The sequence below is a fragment of the Pirellulaceae bacterium genome, assembly GCA_029243025.1.
Taxonomy (GTDB): Bacteria; Planctomycetota; Planctomycetia; order Pirellulales; family Pirellulaceae.
Genome location: JAQWSU010000029.1, coordinates 63518 through 82557, shown reverse-complemented (window position 1 = coordinate 82557; position 19040 = coordinate 63518). Strand labels below are relative to the sequence as shown.

General features: G+C 51.2%; 9 protein-coding genes. 6 read left to right on the top strand and 3 right to left on the bottom strand.

Translation table 11 applies throughout. The features are described from left to right. Positions 1-92: 92 nt before the first annotated feature. On the bottom strand, positions 93-860 hold the full coding sequence (locus P8N76_12710; GenBank protein ID MDG2382524.1) for a hypothetical protein: 768 nt from the start codon (positions 858-860) through the stop codon (positions 93-95). Positions 861-1240: 380 nt separating this feature from the next. Next, positions 1241-3481 carry an alpha/beta fold hydrolase gene (locus P8N76_12705; protein ID MDG2382523.1) on the bottom strand — a complete coding sequence of 747 codons (2241 nt, stop codon included), beginning with the start codon at positions 3479-3481 and terminating at the stop codon, positions 1241-1243. A 146-nt stretch (positions 3482-3627) separates the two neighbouring features. Here P8N76_12705 and P8N76_12700 point away from each other — a divergent pair, with 146 nt between their 5' ends. After that, positions 3628-5112: a sulfatase gene (locus P8N76_12700; protein ID MDG2382522.1), complete on the top strand. Its 1485-nt coding sequence runs from the start codon at positions 3628-3630 to the stop codon at positions 5110-5112. Here the strand turns inward: P8N76_12700 and P8N76_12695 are convergent. Further along, entirely contained in the window at positions 5101-7632 is a 2532-nt protein-coding gene (locus tag P8N76_12695; protein MDG2382521.1) for an ATP-binding protein, read from the bottom strand. The two genes, P8N76_12700 and P8N76_12695, sit on opposite strands and share 12 nt — an antisense overlap. 921 nt (positions 7633-8553) lie before the next feature. Between P8N76_12695 and P8N76_12690 the strand changes: the two genes are divergently transcribed. Genes P8N76_12690 through P8N76_12670 form a run of 5 tightly spaced genes read left to right on the top strand, consistent with a single transcriptional unit; the run spans position 8554 to position 19024 of the window. Then, positions 8554-14034: a CotH kinase family protein gene (locus tag P8N76_12690; GenBank protein ID MDG2382520.1), complete on the top strand. Its 5481-nt coding sequence runs from the start codon at positions 8554-8556 to the stop codon at positions 14032-14034. A gap of 28 nt (positions 14035-14062) precedes the next feature. After that, positions 14063-15604 (top strand): tripartite tricarboxylate transporter substrate-binding protein, encoded by a 1542-nt coding sequence (locus tag P8N76_12685; protein MDG2382519.1) that lies wholly within the window; start codon positions 14063-14065, stop codon positions 15602-15604. Between the two features lie 19 nt (positions 15605-15623). Continuing rightward, a complete protein-coding gene (locus P8N76_12680; GenBank protein ID MDG2382518.1) occupies positions 15624-17111 on the top strand; it encodes a tripartite tricarboxylate transporter permease in 1488 nt (495 codons plus the stop codon). Beyond that, positions 17108-18424 carry a hypothetical protein gene (locus tag P8N76_12675; GenBank protein MDG2382517.1) on the top strand — a complete coding sequence of 439 codons (1317 nt, stop codon included), beginning with the start codon at positions 17108-17110 and terminating at the stop codon, positions 18422-18424. Before P8N76_12680 ends, P8N76_12675 begins: the two co-directional genes overlap by 4 nt. Before the next feature lie 15 nt (positions 18425-18439). After that, positions 18440-19024, top strand: coding sequence for a hypothetical protein (locus P8N76_12670; GenBank protein ID MDG2382516.1), 585 nt, complete (start codon positions 18440-18442; stop codon positions 19022-19024). The last annotated feature ends 16 nt before the right edge of the window (positions 19025-19040 follow it).

The window sequence follows — 19040 nt, the reverse complement described above, 5'->3', positions numbered from 1 at the left end:
CAAAAGAATCGATGCGTCGGAATGAATCGTTCGAATCTTGGACTGACTTGCCGCGATAGACAACCTTATATCGGTCCTGATAAAAGTTAACGCTAAGATACTTGATCGTTTGCGTTTTGCCGGCGTCGTCTGAGGGCTCGAAGGCCAACCGCACCTGCTCCTATCGCCCAAATGGCGATCGACGCTGGCTCGGGAATCGTTTCCGGGGCGACGGGGTCACCGGTCATTGCCGCGACACCTGCCTCGTCTTCCAGCGCCCATCTCACGATGTCGATTTGTCCCCTGTCTCGGACGGTAAGTTCCGCCCAACCATAGTAATACTCACCCTCTTCCTCAAAACGGATGCCCAAGTAGCCATTTGCCGGAGTAGGTCGCCATGGGCCCCACCGAAATGAGCCGCTTCCGATGCCCGGCACCATGGAGGTCAAGTAAATGCTACTAAATCCCTCCAGTGCCGCACGTGTTGTCTTCCATGAGTGCGCCGTTTTGCTGTCGATGCCTGCGGAGGCCACACCGTTGTTCGCGTCGGCGTCAATCATCACCCCTGAGTTCCATTTGGCTGAATTGATATGCGACAGGTTTGACCTTGAATCCATATTCACTTCCCAACCAGAGAACGACGCGGACACGGATGAGGTGGTCTTGTTGTACGACCAGCTCGAGCCCCGAAACTCCAACTGGAAGTTGGGTTGAAAAGAAGCCGTTAACGTTACGTCATTCCAAGGGGTACCGGTTTGGCCAACGTCCCAAATGTGGAGACTTGCATCGGCATCGGTGGCAAGATTTCCGGTGACGGCGGCGGCCGTTGCAGCCGTTGTAAATCGCTTGACGCGAGTTTTCAATCGATCATTCAAAGGCATCACGGGTTCCGAAAATCAGACAACGACCATCGGCTATTGCGGAGCAAGCAAGGTCACTAGAGGATAAAGGATAAATAACACAGTCTATTCTCAACGCCGAAACGACGAGTTCAACCGGAAATCTTAAAAAAAACCCGAAACACCACCTGAAAGACAGTGCTAGAGATATTAAAAAAACGAAACATCTCGATTCGAGAATGGGAGTTTCAAAGACCGCCTACCGATGGTGCCGTACCGACGTTTTATAAAACCCGTGGGTGGCAAGACAAATGCAATTGAAGTCAGCAAAACAGTGATCGGACATTTCCCGATCGTCGATCCGGTGACTGGAATAAGAAGCTTGTGTCACGAGCCGTGTGTACTTCCTTTGACGATCTGCTTCAAGGATCCAACTTTTGTTTCAACCATTCGTAAGCCTGTTGACGTATTTCAGATGGAAATTCGTGTCCGACATTCGGAAAGACAACGGTGACTTGATCGAAAGCATCATGAAGTTTGAAAACTTCTTGCGCACCGGCCAGAGACAGTCGCACACCTTCGACGGCAAAATTGGCATCGTGTAAAGGCGCGTTGACAAACACGGGGCGTGGTGAAATAACCGCAAGCACACTGTCAAAATCAAACGGAACTTGGGCCGGATCTAACCCGTACCTCGTCTGAATTAGAGGCATGTAACGAGCACTCGTCCAACCTTTCAAGTCGCCACCATAGTAATGCTTGAATGAGTTGAATCCACAACTGGTCACCACAGCACGAATCCGCTGGTCAAACGCAGCCGTGAATAGACTATTATGTCCACCTAACGAATGTCCGATGCAACCAATCTTGTCGCGATCAACGAACGGCAGCGATTCAAGTAAATCAACCCCTCGAATATTATTCCAAATCGCCTTCATCGTCCCAGACACGTACTGGTCCCTCTCAAAGTCGTAATCCTGATAGTCTCCAAACGAGGGGTAATCCGGAGCGAGACAAACAAATCCCTGCTCAGCCAACTCGTGTGCATAGAAGCGACTCGGCTTGCCTCCAAGACCACAAACCTGTGCCTTCCCGAGTGGACTCGTAGGATGGAGACAGAGCATGGCAGGCAGTTTGTTACCGGGAGAATCTCGAACCGACTTGGGGATTAACAAATAGGCCGGTACTCGATCTCCTGCTTCGGCTGAAAACAGGATCTTTCGGCGGATGTATTTCGTGGTTTCCTCTTCTGAGATTCGCTCAATCTTGAGCGGGACACGTCGGCTCGGTCCGGGAAGTGGCCCCATGACCTGCTCCAAGACGCGAAGAATCTGCCAGCGTTTCAGCCCCCAATCCAATTCGGACTTCACGGTTTGGGATTCCCCTTGATGATTTTGTAGCGACAGGAGCGATTCGCCCTTGGCACCTTTGGAAATGGATCGATCTTCAGCAAGAGCTAACAAATCAGCTGTCTGATGGCCAAGATTCTCGTGGCCAAGATTCTCGTGGCCAAGATTTTCAAGATAGTGCAAACCCGCGCGCGTTGGCGCGAGGATGTCAACATCACCATCTCCATCCATATCAACACATTTAGGATCCAGATCAAAGCCACACGTTCCTCCGACAGATATTGAGTGTCGCGTCCAACTCTTCGAGCCTTGAGCGAACGAGTACCAATAGACCGCCAATGGATCATATTCTCCGGGATCTTTCCCCCCGTGCCCCAGATATCGTTTTCCAGCCACTAAATCCTGGCGTTGATCGCCATCAATATCGGCTAACATGATGGCATGCGCCCCAGACCAGCTTGTATCAATTGCGTGTAACTGCCAGCGTCGCTGATCGCCAACGCGAAGCTGTTCCATCCAATACAAGCCAATATTGTGCCCACGTCCCCAAATCAAATCAGCATCCCCATCACGATCCACATCGTGCACCAGGATTGGAACACTTGCATCACGGTGTGTGGAAAACTCAGGCTGCCAGATCCATCGACCGGTAATTGGATCCTCGGGAGCCCGCAGCCAGCCCTGAGGTCCCACTAAGTCAGTGCGACCATCACCGTCGATATCGCCGAAACCAACTCCATGTCCAGCTAGTTCGAAGGGCAAGTCGTGGCGAAGCCAGTTGGGATTCAACTTACCGTTGATTGAAAGTCCAGCGGGATCAAGTTGGTACCAGGCAGCGTATTTGGTCCCATTCGGTAATACATCCAGAATCCCATCATGATCAATGTCGACAAGACGTCCGGTCTCACTCGGTCCCGGAGTGTCAATCAGATGCGTTTTCCATTCCCCGGGATGACTGCCAGGATTCTCCACCCAATACAGGGACTTGCTCCGGTAGTTGACGCTAATAATGTCAACCCAACCATCGCGATTCACATCGAATGGCAGATTCGAGTAGTCGTCAAACCGACCACGAATCTCCGGTACATTTCTCGTTCGACGGCGTTGCCAATCCGGTGCTTCATACCAAAAGCCACCTGAAAAGATGTCCAGTCGACCATCACGATTCACATCAATCGCAGCGCAAGCGCTAAACCGAGAATCCGCATTGATCAGATGGCGCCGAAAGACGATTTCTGCAGAGGAACAGTCCTCGCTAAATCCCGAAAAAAGTAACGCAATCCAGGCACAGAACAAAAGTCGGCGAAAGTCCATCGCTTGCCACTCCCAACAAGTTTTCTGAGATCCACCCGTAACCCGCCGCGCCATGCGCCGCGCAATGCGATAGAATCGCAGTAGAATCGATCGTTATATCAACAACAGCAGTTTATTGCGTCTTCCCTCCGAAAGCACGCCGCAAGATGAAAAAAGTCCATTCATGGTTCTTATTGGTTGTTCTGTTCTCGGTTGCCCTCCCCTGCTTCGCGCAAAAAAGCTCGCAGCGTCTACCGAATGTTGTCGTCATTTTCATTGACGATATGGGTTATGCTGACATTGGACCGTTTGGTGCAGAAGGCTACTCAACGCCTCACCTCGCAGCGATGGCTGCAGCGGGCATGCGATTCACCGATTTTGAAGTCTCATCCGCCGTTTGTTCTGCCTCTCGCGCTGCCCTGCTGACCGGCTGTTACCATCAGCGAGTGGGAATTTCAGGTGCACTTGGTCCGAAATCCGATCGTGGTATCAACAGCGAAGAAATAACCCTGGCAGAACTTTGCAAACAGCAGGGCTACGCAACGGCCTGCTTTGGGAAATGGCACCTTGGCCATCACCCAAAATTCTTACCAACCAATCATGGATTTGATGAATACTACGGGCTACCGTATTCCAATGACATGTGGCCATTTCATCCCTTTTATCTGAATTTACCACCGGAATCTCCTCGTCGAAAACAAGGGTTTCCGCCACTGCCACTGATTGAAAATACGACCGTGATCGACTCCAACGTAACGGGCGAAGATCAAACCCAATTAACAACGGCATACACTGAGCGTGCTGTCTCGTTTATCAACCGTAACCATGACAAACCATTCTTTCTTTACCTGCCACACTCGATGGTGCACGTCCCACTCTATGTTTCCGACAAATTCAAGGGCAAGAGTGAACGTGGTTTGTTTGGCGATGTGGTGATGGAAGTCGATTGGTCGGTTGGTCAGATTATCGCGGCGTTAAAAAAACATCAGATCGACGACAACACGATCGTGATTTTCACTTCTGACAATGGACCGTGGTTAAGCTATGGCGATCATGCAGGGTCGTCCGGTCCGCTTCGTGAAGGAAAAGGAACCATGTTCGAGGGAGGTTCCCGTGTTCCGACAATCGTGCAATGGCCAAACCGTATTCCAGCCGGAACGACCTGCGACGAATTGGCATCGACAATTGATATCCTTCCCACCGTCGCGAACTTAATTGGCGCAGACTTACCCGCTCATCCGATCGATGGCAAAGACATCTCGGATCTTTTGTTCGCCAAAGAAAATACCCAATCGCCTCATGAATCGTTTTTGATGTATTACGCAGGCGGACAATTACAAGCGGTTCGTGACCGTCGCTGGAAGCTTCATTTCCCACACCGTTTCCGTACGATGGCCGGTCGACCTGGTGGGAAGGAAGGAATCCCAGCGCCCTATTCACAAACCGAGATTGGATTGACGCTCTTCGACTTAAAAACGGACATTGCGGAAAAGTTGGATGTATCGGAGCAGCACCCGGAAATCGTCCAGCGTTTGCAAGGCATGGCAGACGCTGCGAGAACCGAGTTAGGTGATTCTTTGACCAAGCAGGTGGGAGAACACATCCGACCGGCTGGCAAGCTCACGAAAGACGACGATCGATTAACTTGGTGAAGTGGCCATCCCGTCAACACCAGACGCCTTTGCGGCTTCGGTGGGAAATTGAATGCGATCGAAAAGCTCCCTCAATTCAAGAATCGATGCTTCGATGTCATCCGCCAGTTGATCTTTGGCCGCTATTTCGAGCCGCGCCGATGGATCGCCAAATTCATCGAAGCCCACGCTCCCACCGGTACCCTTCAACCAATGAGCCAGTCCAGCCAGCTCGTCGAAATCGCGACAGTCCCAGGCTGCTTGCATGGAAGTCAATTGTTCGTCAAGCCGACCAATGAAGCGTTCTACGATTTCCCGAAACTGAGGTTTTTCCATAGGCAACCGGGATACCAACGGTGCTTTTTGTTCTGTTTGCGTCATTTCAGCTGCGGCTTCCTCTCCAGAAGTTAAAGTCAATTCAGATAAGGGCAAACCACACGACTGGTTTGTCCCACGCCACGTTTCAGCGAGAGTTTGAACCATTGCGTCAAGATCAATGGGTTTCACGAAGAAATCGGAGCAGCCTGCTGCCAAGCATTTTTGATGGTCGCCCTCCATCGCATGCGCTGTCAGCGCGATGATGGGCGCGGTCAAACCCTGTTGCCTGAGCAAAGTGCTCGCTTCGTATCCATCCATATTTGGCATTTGCATGTCCATCAGGATCACATCATATTCTTCTGCCAAGGCCTTCCTGACACCAATCAATCCATCTTCTGCGGTGTCAACGATTGCGCCTCCTGCCTGTAGCACAAGCGTCAGCAGCTCGCGATTTTCCTCTCCATCTTCCACCAAGAGCAAACGCATCGAGGAAAGCCCCTTCTCTTGTGGCAGATCTTTCGAAGCTGTTGATGAATCAGAATCATCCCAAGTCGAGAATAAAACATGTTCCACTGGGCCTGTCGGAAGCGAGACGGAGAATGTGCTTCCCACGCTGACTTCACTCGCAACCGTTATCTCACCTCCCAAAGCACGTGCAAAATGCCGACTGATCGACAAGCCCAAACCGGTACCACCAAATTTCCGAGTTACAGAGCTATCTGCTTGAGTAAACGGAGCAAATATTTTCTCCAACGCATCAGCAGGGATTCCAACTCCCGTATCAGAAACATCAATAACAACCTGGGATTCAATCTCATGCTCAAATCCGACAGTAATCCGCACCTCGCCTTCATCCGTAAACTTGATGGCGTTCCCGACAAGGTTCGTAAGTATTTGACGCAACCGCATCGGATCCGATTGAATCAAATCGGGAATCTCGCCTAGGCTGTGACATTGGAGTGAGATGCCTTTACTAACAGCGCGAACTTTCAAGACAGTCACAACTTGATCTACGATTGCACGAAGCGAACAGTCGGTCTGTTCAACCTCCAGTTTACCTGCCTCGACTTTCGAAAAATCGAGAATATCATTAATGAGATTCAGCAGGTGCGTACCGCTGGTGTAAATTGCATCGAGATGGTGTCTTCGTTTGGCCTCGTCGCGAACGATATCTCGTCGAAGCACATCCGTGAAACCAAGAATCGCATTCATGGGCGTTCGAATCTCGTGACTCACATTTGCGAGAAACGTCGATTTAGCCTGATTAGCCGCTTCAGCTTCCTCTTTGGCACAAGTGAGTTCCGCTCGCGTGGCTTCGAGTTCACTCACATCCTCGAGACTAACAAGAACACCCGTATTACTCCCATGTGGGCCAATCAACGGCGACATTTGTAGGCGAAATGTCCGGAGCTGCGAATCGAAATCTCGGATCAGACCCAGAGTAACACCTTCGACCACTCCACCTTGACTCGACGCTTTCCCCCAGGGAAACATGTCCGGCTTCTGGCCCGAATCAACCTTGACCCAAGGCAATCCCGTCGCGGGCAATCCAACTAAATCTTCCGAACAACACTCCAGGATTTCGGCAAACACGCTGTTCACTCGAAGAATCATTCCATTGCTATCCAACACCATTAACCCTTCTGAAAGGGAATCAAGCGGGGAGCCAACACGAGCCATGATCGCTTTTGTCGGATCGACAAGTCCCAACAGTCGGTCGAGACTGAACAAATAGATCAGAAAAACGCTACCGCCCACAAACAAAAAATATTTAAACCAGGAAGTGTCTGCCATTCCCCAGACGGATAGTTCACGAGTAGGCCGAAACTGCAACTGCAGTTCCCCCCAGGCCTCTGGAATTCCCGTGATGCCGACATTTCTCTGCAAAGGGATGCGATACTGACTTCCATCATCCGCTGCACGATCCTTCCAGTCGATCGTGTGTTGAATCCGAGTAAGATTTGGATATTGTATCACTGCAACAGACCGCAGATCGCCATTCTGCTCAACAGCAGTACCAAGCATTTCTCCGAGTGAATCCCACTCGTCTCGCATGACACAGTGCCGGGCGTTCAAAGCCAGCGCATCGCCAACATCACGTCGGCCAATCCACATCTGATGATGAGGTTGATTCGGCATCAAGCCGAGTAGGCTACCGAGCACCATGATCATCATCAGAATGCTGACCAACCCAAGCGCGACCCGAAATCGCATCGAAAACATTTGCATTTACCCTCGGCAGTCGCTGACTATCGATCCCAAAATTCAATCATTAATATGATCGCCATTACCCCCGGCGCAGATAATTCAACGAAGTTCCCTGTCTTTATCGCCAAGCCCATCTTCTCGCTAAACAAAAGCACGACTCGAATGACATGCCAAGTCGAACACTCGGCCGAAGTCACGTCACCTGAATCACAAACTCACCAGGATTCCGGGAACAAACAGAACCACGATTGCTTCAAAGATTACTTCAGCAGAAAACCTAGGTTCCAAACTCTGCTTTTTCGAGCAACTCACACACAAAGAGCCAACCTCGTCGTGCCGTCGCAAGGCTGAAGTTGATAGAACTGCACAATGCGCGGAAGATGCCGAGCCTTTTGTGTCGATCAAAACGATTTGACGCTTGAACACGAACGTGTCGATTCTGGTAGTCGAGAAGTCCTCGCAGCAACCTGCCCTGATCCGTGTGTTCCGCTTGGCGAGAAACGGCTTTTAACTACCGCGTTCGAATCTTACTGTCAAGCAACCTTTCCGACGACTTCCTCCAAGTTTTTTCTTTGAGTTAACAAACCAATTCGCTCGATTCACATCAACATTGAGGTGAGCGAATCGGCGAGCCACACTGCGTCGGGTTATCTCGGGACTCTATCACAACGATGGACCGTTCTTCGTGGAACAAGTTCCGCGAAATCATCTCAAAGACACGGGTTACAAAAGGTCGTCATTCCCGCAACCGCACGGGCTCCGAACAAGATTTCGCAGAATAAACATGGTTCTTGAAAGCCCAATTCTCGTTAAAATCAGATCCGCTGAAACCGTCGCAAAATCGCCGTCCCAAAACTGACACCATGCCGTTGTTCTCCTCACAACATCCATCGCCTTTCATAATATTGCTGAATTAACAAGACAGCGACTGTCGCAATGACCTTTCTTTATAAGCACAACCCTCGACAGCGCCGCGTTTCAAAATCGCTTCATTTCAACGTTGAAAGACTCGAACCGCGCACCTTATTAGCAGCTGACCTGATCGCTGCTTGGAGTGCGGAGGATTTAATCACAGCACCCGGCGACGAATCAGTGATTACCAGATGGCCCGACAAATCCGGGAGCGTGATTGCAATTGCGAATGGCAGTCCGCAACTTATCTCCAATCGACTCAACGGTCATGCTGCGGTAAAGCTCGACCCGTTAGACTATTTCCGAATTGCAGCCGATGCGGATCCAATTCAAGGCCTCTCAGAATTCGCGATCGCGACGGTCTTTTCGACAGATTCAAATTCGCTGATCGGTGACAAGAATCAGTGGTATTTGAATTCCGGCATCGTAGACGCCAGCAGCTTCGGTTTCGCTCGTGACTGGGGTATCGCAATTTCAAGCGATGGTACTGTGTCAGCCGGCACAGGCACTCCAGCCAAAAGCTTGTTTTCAGCTGAAGCCAACTACAACGATGGCATCGCCCATGTGGCGATTCTGAGTCGCACCAGCGAAAGTCTCTCTTTGTACATTGATGGAATTGCCACGAGTCGCACGGACGTCAGCAACGAACCTCGAGACGCCCGCACAATCAAATTCGGGAGTGGTGGGGCCGCGTTTGATGGAACTATCGCAGAGATACAATTTTTTGCTGGTGACTTACTTCCCGAAGCAGCCATTTCGCTCACAAAGACGCTTCGCGCCAAATATGTCAATTATCCTCCCCAGGTTCATGAGGATTCCTACAGGACGACCGAAGACACAGTACTTATCATCTCAAGAGCGGATGGTCTACTGACGAACGACGCGGATTTGGAGCAAGATTCATTCACGGCGATCCTTGAAAGCTTACCAGAGCACGGTGCATTGACACTTGCCCCCGATGGATCCTTTGTCTATCAACCGCAACCGAATTTCTTCGGCACGGATCGATTCGAGTATTTAGCCACAGACGGGCGCGACTCCGCCCCTGCTCAAGTCACCATCGAGGTAGTCAATCAACGAGATCCGATCAAAGCCGTAGACGACGAATACGTCGCGATGCGGGACGAAACACTGGTAGTCACCGCTTCTCAGTCGCCGATCGTCAATGACATGAATCCAGACCAAGGCAATCTCACCGCGGAGCTTTCAACGCTGCCGAATTCAGGCCAGATTGATTTCCGGACGGATGGATCGTTCCAATATGCTCCGCAGCCTGGCTTTACCGGCGTCGATCGATTTTCTTATCGCATCTCTGATCGTTTCGGAAGCGAACACGAAGCCATAATAGAAATTCGAGTTCAGTCCGCAACTGTTTTGATCAGCGAAATCATGGCGACGAATTGGCAGTCACTGCAGGACACCGACCAAGAAAGCTCTGACTGGATTGAAATTTTCAACTTCGGCCAGTCGCCTTTGAATCTCGCCGGATGGCACCTTACCGACCAGCAAGACAATTTACGACGCTGGACCTTTCCAGCAGAGACGGTCATCCCCCCCGAAGATTTCCTGGTTGTATTCGCATCCGGCAAAGACCGAAGAATACCGGACCGCGAACTTCACACGAACTTCCGTTTGAGTGCCGCAGGTGAGACCTTGGCGATCGTCATGCCAGATGGAGAGACGATCACAACGGCTCGCCCGCTTGAGTTCCCTCCTCAGCTGCGAGACGTGTCATTTGGTCTACCGCGACAATCCAGCACCCTGATCCAACCCAGTCAATACCATTACCTTTCGACAGCGACACCTGGCAGTGCCAACAGTTCGATCGATGTTTCAATCGGTCCAATCATCACCGCGGTTACGCATCAACCCGAGCGCCCTTCCTTGACGGAGGATTTCATTATTTCCGCGACCATTCCCGATCGCCTGACGGAGGAAATCACGGCCGAGGTCCATCTCCGCATGGCGTACGGATCGACGATTTCGCTGCCACTGCGAGACGATGGAATGAACTCCGACCTCACGGCGAATGATGATGTCTACACCGTCAACGTGCCCGCCGATACCTTCCATCAACTCTGGACATCAGACAGCCGATCGATTGAGTCGTTGCCGGGAAAGATGCTGCGTTACTTTATCACAACACGTGATGAATCAGGGCGCACATCACGATCGCCTTATTTAGCGAATCCAGGCGATTCGACAGGGCACCCCGAATACTTCGGTACGATCATCCAACAGGACAATTTCGACACAGCGTTACCCACGTTGCATTGGTTCGTTCCGGATCCAACTTGGCATAAAAATCGAAATGGGAACAGCACACGTTGGTCACCCGCGTCCGTGTATTTCGCTGGACAATTCTACGACAACCTCAAGGTAAAAGTCCGAGGCATTTCAACGACGAATTGGCCAAAACCAAAATTCAAATTCGAGTTTAACCCTGGGGATCCGTTTCGACATTCCAATGACCACCCTGCGGTTGATGAATTCAATCTCCAATCGCATTATCGCGAGAAGGGCGCAACCTCTTATATGGGAGAAAATCTGGCGTTCGGATTTCTCAACGAAATTGGCGTCCCTGCGCCGATCACACAACATTACCAGGTCCGTCAAAACGGGCAATTCTACTCGCTCGCCTCCTTCGTTGAGCAAATTGACGAATCGTTTCTTGAGCGACATCAGCTCGATACCAGCGGCGCATTGTACAAAGCGAATTCGCCGTCAGCCCGATCCACCCTAGCCCTCAATCCAACTCGCAGTGACTATCAAAAAGTCACGCAAAAGCAAAAACCCTTTGACGACTTGATCCAATTCACTAACGGTCTCAACAATCGCATCCAGGACCAGGACAGATCAAGCTACATTTTTGATCATGTCAATCTGCCCGAAGTCATCAATAACATGGCTGGCAACACAATCCTCACGAATCACGACCGCTTAACCAAAAACTATTACATCTATCGTGATGCGACAACGGAAGAATGGTGGCAATTCCCTTGGGACATGGACCAAGCATTTGCCTTGCGAACAGACCCAAACTTCTCCAGCGTTTTCTATGGTGATACACAACATCCTCAAGCTCCCGGTCAACCCGTCTATCAGAATCACTTACTGGACGCGATTCTCGATACGCCAAGCACCCGTCAAATGTACCTACGACGTTTGCGAACGCTGTTCGACGAGTATCTTGCTGGCGACTACTTTGAGACCAAAATCAAAGAATACGATATTCTCATAAGCGGCGATGCTGCCCGGGACCATGCGCGTTGGAAGAGTGGTGACCCAACTGCCGGTATCCGACGTCTGACAGACCATTTACGCTACCGGCGCAAACAACTCTCCAACGATTCAAATCTACCCGGATCAAATCAAGCCTTTGAAATCCGACAATTATTGCCTGCGGAATCCATCGTGCGAGTCTTCGTGCCAACCTCTAACCAGGATGCGATCGGATGGCGTGCCCCCATATTCGACGATTCGGTAGCGGCTGGATGGCGAGTTGGTAAGGGAGGCGTCGGCTACGATCGTGCCACCGACTACGAACCGTTTTTGGGGGAACTCTATCGGGACAAAGAGCAGACTCAGCGAGTCAATCTTTTGGACGACATCGACCCCGATGGTGATGGCCACGGCATTTCATCGACTGTCTACGCACGATTCCCATTTTCTATCGACGATTACAAATCAGGTGATCGCATCCAACTCCAAATGCGCTACGATGACGCATTTGTTGCGTATCTCAACGGCGTTGAGATTGCCCGCGCAAACATTTCCGGCGAAGTTGACTGGAACTCCATATCGCGTTCTGGAAACCATGAGGCAAACAGTGAGTTCGAGGTATTCGACATCACAGCACTCATCCAATCAGGCATTGTCCCGGTGATGCAGGGCACCAATGTGCTAGCCGTCATCGGAATCAACGCCCAACGCAATAGTCCGGATCTGCTCATCCAACCGTCGATGATCCGCCGGCGAGAAATCGGACGAGACTTTGATGTCGATTTCGGAGTCATTGACACTTCAACAGGCGAGGATTTCGAATCCGTTCAATTCATTGAATTGGTAAATCAGGAAGCGTTTGCAGTCGATCTGACCGGCTGGCAGTTAACGGAGGGAATCGACTATAAATTCCGTCCAGGAACAGTGATTCCGGCTCATGGATCGTTGTTTGTCACGTCGAACGTCGCCGCATTTCGTGACTACCAGCGTGTCATCCAAGATCAAATCGGCCTCTCCGTGCAAGGCCCCTTCCTGGGATCGGTGAACACGAGTGGTTTGTCCACACAGTTAGTCGACGACTGGGGACAAACGGTCGACGAGCATAAGTCAATCGATCATCGCAATCCGCTGCACCATTCGCTACGAATCTCAGAAATCCACTATAACCCGTCTGAAAAAAATGATTCGACCGAATTCATCGAATTCAGTCATGTGGGTACTGAGTTTAGCTTGGACTTAGCTAACGTTACCATTACGGACGGTCCAAGCACCCCTTACGTTTTCGCACCAGGCACCACGCTCGGACCGGGCGAATCGCGGTTAGTCGTAAAAAACCAACAGGCATTCATGCAAGCCTATCCGCATGTAAGTCAAGTTTGGATCGACGGTGAATTCAGCGGGTCCTTAGCGAACACTGGAGAGACCATCCGCATCGTCGACGCAAACAGCCTGCCAATCATCGACTTAAAATACGACGACAGTGCGCCGTGGCCGACCCTGGCGGACGGTGGGGGGTTCACACTGCAGCTTATCAATCCGCAAAACGACCTGAATGATGGCTCCAACTGGCGTCCCAGCGATCATCCGGGCGGTACGCCGGGTCGGATGGCAGCAACTTTCGGTGACCTGGATCGATCAGGGAACGTGAACCGGGCCGACATCAACTTACTCTGCAACATGATTCGAAATGGTTCTGATGAAATCCGATTCGATTTATCCAACAATGGCCAGCTCGACGAATCCGACCTCACGGTCTTGATTGAAGACATTCTGAAAACTTCATTTGGAGACGCCAATCTGGATGGACGTTTTGATTCGCGTGATTTGGTGTCGGTTTTTCAGGCCGGTGAGTATGAGGACTCAACGAGCAACAATTCGACCTGGTCCGAGGGCGACTGGAATTGCGACCAAGATTTCGACTCCGCCGACCTCATCAAGGCATTTCAGTTGGGACAATTCGCAGCCGTAGTCAAGCTCGCGTCGATCGATGGAAACGAAATCGCAGCAGCATTGGCGACAGAATCGAGCACAAGCCGTAACAACTCAAATCGCGTCCCCCATCCGATACTGAGAAAGTTTAACGATCACAGCACCCCGAACAGCTTGAATCGCCCATTCATGACTCCCCACAACGCACTCGATTTTGTCTTCGAAAAACAGTTTAGCTGGAACGACTCCTATTTTTTCAGCTCCCGTTCATCCGCACCACGTGGCCAGGATCCGGCCCACTCAGACCTTCATTTTCACGATGATTTATCGCTGATAGAACGAGCCCTACAATGAGGCTGGCGATCCGTTACAATTGAATTCGATGATCCACCTCAGACTTATCGTCAGCCATTCTCGTATTGGTCAGCTGCTTTGCTTCCTCAGCTGCTTTTTTGTTGTCGCCCCATCGGCGCGCGCCGCTGATTTCCCAGCCAAGCCGATCAAAATCATTGTCTACACTGGCCCGGGTGGGTTGATCGACACGACAGCTCGGAAGTTCACAGAGATCGCAGAGAAGTATGTCGACGCGACACTCATCGTGGAGAATAAGCCCGGTGCAGGTGGAATCGTGGCGATGGAAAAGGTGATCCAACTGCCTGCGGACGGGTACACACTTTACGCTTGCACCAAGTCGAACATCGCCAAAATCGTCTCGTCCAATCGCACCAACTACATCGACGATTTTGACTGGATCGCCATGTTGATGGCGGATCCAGAGTGCATCATCACCCGAGCCGATGACCCGAGGTCCAACTGGTCAACTCTCGTCGAGGATGCTCGAGCGCGCCCTGGCAAACAAGTGTGGTTGGGACCGGCCTTCGGCGGTCTGGATCATGTCATGGCTCTGAAAACCTGGAAAAAATTCGACATCAGTGCGAGATGGATTCCGTTCGGTGGCGGCGGTGTAGCCAAGGCAGCACTCCTGGGGGATCAAGGAGTGGCCTACGTCGGAAACCCTCGTGACGCAGCAGGCAATCCTCAATTGAAGATCTCCGTCATTTCAAACCCGACGCGTCTGCCGCAATACCCCGACACGCCAATCTTTTCAGACTTCGGTGTGCAAGGGCTGGACCGCGAGTTCATGTGGCGAGGTTTTGCCATCAAATCGGGCGTTCCGCCAGACGTCTTAGCATGGTATCGCCGACTATTCCGCAAAGTCAATCAGGATACCGATTGGAGAAAATTCTGGGAACGTGATGGGATTGAAGTTGTGTACTATGACGAAAAAAAATTCACTCCAATCGTCGAGAGCGATCGCGATGAGTTCCAACACTACCTATCCATCTTGCAAAATGCCGAATCACCCGACCTTGCGAAACGAACGAAACAGCGAGGCGAATCGACGAATCTAATCATGCTTCTGCTCGCCGTACTTGCCAACGGCATGATCGCCATCGGGTTGATCGCTCGAGGGCAAACAGCCAGGCTCGGCTACATCCTGATTCCTTCCCTTACCTTAAGCGTCGCGTTTTTGTTTTTCGCCGCCGCAATGCGTTTCCCCCAAACAGACGATGTGGGAGCTGCAGCCGTACCTCAGTTGTGGTCCGTCCTCATTGTTCCATTCGCGATCTTGCTGATCTGTCAAACAGTTCGCAATCAAGATCAGATTGAAAAATCGAAACGAATCGATCTTGTCTGGAAGTTCGCCACACTGCTGGCTGCTTATGTGGCAATCATAATCTACACCGGTTACTATTTCGGTTCCTTTGTGTTTTTGCTGGTCGCGATGTCGATGCTTGGATTAAATCGTTTCCGGCTTGCTTTAGGAGTCACGCTGGCGTGGCTTGTATTTGCGTATCTCGCGTTCGCTCGAATGTTGTATGTGCCCCTGCCAACAGGCAGACTCTTTGAGCCATTTCTGTAACGAGTTCTAGGATCAAAAAATGGACTTATTACAGAATCTTGGCGGTGGTTTCGAGTTCGTGATTGGCTTACTCCCCTTGCTGACAATCACCGCGGGCGTTTGCATTGGAATCCTGATTGGGGCGATGCCTGGCTTATCACCGTCGATGGGGGTGGCCTTGTTGGTCCCCTTCACCTATCCAATGTCACCGACCTTGGCTCTGGTTTTCCTCGCAGCCGTTTATCTGGCGGCCGATTATGGCGGTTCCATTACCGCGGTGACCATCAACGCGCCCGGCACGCCATCGGCTGCGGTAACCGCATTCGACGGCTATCCGCTCACGAAAGCCGACAAACCGGGCATTGCACTCGGCATCTCGCTAATCGCTTCCACCGTTGGAGGTTTGATTGGAACGTTGATCCTAATCCTCTTCTCTGTACCGCTCGCCCAAGTTGCGATTTCATTTCGCCCACAGGACTACTTCGCGCTCGCTGTTTTCGGATTGTCAAGCCTCGCATCAGTGGGTGGTAAGGACTGGGGTAAGGTTTTACTGATGGCCTTACTGGGATTGCTCATCAATACAGTTGGCGAGGACCCAATATCAGGGGTGCGACGGTTTACGTTCGGCATCTCCCAGTTATATGACGGATTCCCGCTGATCCCTGCATTAATCGGACTGTTTGCCATCAGCGAGGTTTTGATGCAAATCGAGGCCCAAAATCTTGCGGCCACCCATATCGATCAAACGCAAAACCATTGGCCAAGACTTCGAGAGTATTGGAAACTTAAGGTGGTGATCGTGCGTTCTTCATTCATTGGTACGGTCATCGGAATCTTCCCAGGTGCGGGCGCAACCATCGCTTCCTTTGTTTCCTACGACGCCGCAAAACGGCTCAGCAAAGAACCGGAAAAATTCGGCCACGGTGCTCATGAAGGTGTTGCAGCAGCAGAAGCCGCCAACAGCAGTTCTGTCGGCGGGGCGCTCGTTCCACTGCTCACCTTAGGAATTCCCGGCAGCGCTTCAACAGCGGTCTTGATCGGTGCATTGATGGTTCATGACGTCGTGCCGGGACCTCAATTGTTTGAAACGCATCCGGAAATCGTTTACGGACTGTTCGCAAGCCTGCTGGTTGCCAATCTGATACTCCTAGTCCTGGGACTGTTTGGCAGCCGTCTGTGGGTTGCAGTAACGGCAGTCCCAAAACGGATTCTCTTCCCTCTCATTTTGGCTGCATCAGTTGTGGGAAGTTATTCCGTCGGCTATTCGATGTTCGATGTGGGCTGTTGCCTGGCTTTCGGCCTATTGGGCTGGATCTTGAGACGACATCAATACCCCGTCGTACCCATTGTTCTCGCCATGGTGCTCGGTGACGTACTCGAAGAAAACTTTCGTCGAGCTGTGATTCGCGATGGTTACAGTATTTTCTTCCGAAGTCCCGTCTGCGCGACCATCCTTGCTATATCCGTTTTTTCCATTGCAATTCCCGTGTGGAAACGTCGAATCCAAAATCGGAGTAAGGCTCAATGAAGTCGATACTACCCTACTCGGCTTTCGTCGCATTTTTACTTCTCGCTCAATGGTCAACCGCTCTCCTTGCTAACAGCAAACTCGTCGAGGTTGGTTACAGTTTTCGCAAGAAATCTTCCGGTGGAATTGCAACCGCGATCGTCGCCCCCGACACGGGCAAGATTGTCGGCTACCGGACCCTATTGGACTCGCCAAAATGCCTCAGACCATTGAAGGTTCGTCGGACACCCAACGGTCAATTGGTGGTCACAAACTACTCTAAGAAAGATCCTCAACTTTTTATCGTTAGTCTCTCAAAAACGAAAACAGCTCAAAAAGTCAGGCTGCCTGCTGAACCTGACGAATTGCGGATCGTTGACAACCAGGGAATCGTGACTTGTGAAAAAGATATCCTCGCGATTGTCGACATTGCGAGAGCACGTGTTGAATCCAGTTGGGACGTCAGTAAGGTCTATCGACCCGCTGCCAACAGTCCTCAGGGAATCTTCATCACAGCTAACCAACAATATGCCGTGATTTCATTCCAGAAGGACAGTGTAACGGGAAAGAAAAAAGGCAGCCGATTGGCAGTTTATGAGCTTCCCAAAATGATTCGCGTGGCCGATCTCCAACTGCCACGCAATCGGCCGGAAGTCCACATCAAGACCAATCGAAAAGAACAGGGACCCGGCCCGGAAATCTCCTTCGTTTCTGGCAACACATTGATGGTGACGCTTGACTTGTATGGTGGAGTTGGCTTCATGGATTGGTCCGCTGCAAAAATCAATCGCATGCAGAACTGGACCGATCTCCCAACCTCCCTCGACGGTCGCTGGGGAGTTGCCTTTCCCGATCGAGTTTGTCCAGTTTCATTGGGGAACTTTCGCGGAATTCTTGTTTGCAATGCAGGCGAGGCCGGAGGAATCGTGCTGGTCGACCTCAATCAACGCAACCTCGTCTGGAAGCAACCCGTTCCACCAGGATTGGAACATCCAGTCTTCATCCCAGAACTCAAAAAAGCGTATTCGGTCTGTTCAGGTAAAATAAAGATCCGACAGAAAAAAAAGGTCACCAAAGTTTACCATCCGCAAAAATCCCTTTATTGCGTTGACTTCACCTCCGGTGATGTCGCAGCCGCTTCCGTTACGACCACACCGATCTCCGACGACTTTGCGATGCGAGTCACACGGATCGGTACCGATCGGCCGCTGTTGTTAATTGCCCTGGGTGCTGAACCGGAAAAGCCGACTATCATCGCGACGTTTGACCCGATCACGAATCGCGTGCTTGACTCCAAACCTGCCGTCGGCATCCTTGGACGATTCGAAAGATAACCGACAAGGTAAATCATGTTGCACACCTACGAGCTACGCTGGTTTTTCCCCGAGTGCCCGCTCGAACTTAAAGTCCATTTCGGCAACGAATCCGAATTACAATCTCGCACAGACTGGTATGCGTTTCCTTGTAACGCCGATTGCGGAATCAAGCTTCGTGAAGGCAAACTTGAAACCAAAATCCGCTGCCACGCAGGTTCAGTTCAACAATCGGGCAAGCTAATGGGAAGACTGGAATCCTACAAAAAATGGAGCCTGCAATTCCCCTCGGAAGACAGACTCACGATCGACGATCTCGGCCGCGCCGGCTGGGTAAAGGTCGGGAAACAACGAAACTTACGCCGATTCCGTGTCGATGATCAGCAAGACATTCATCACAGCCCAACAAGACCCGAAAATGGCTGCGAATTCGAGTTAACTCGACTCACGGTTCCACGAGGTATCTTTTGGACCGTGGGGCTAGAAGCCGTGGGAAACGTCGATCAACTCGAAAGTAATCTGTTCACCGTCATGCGATTTGTGGAACAGGCTGGCGGAAGGCAGCAACCATTCAACCTGGAAAATTCGATGGGGTACGCGGAGTGGCTCAGCCAACACTAAATCCGCAAAACCAACT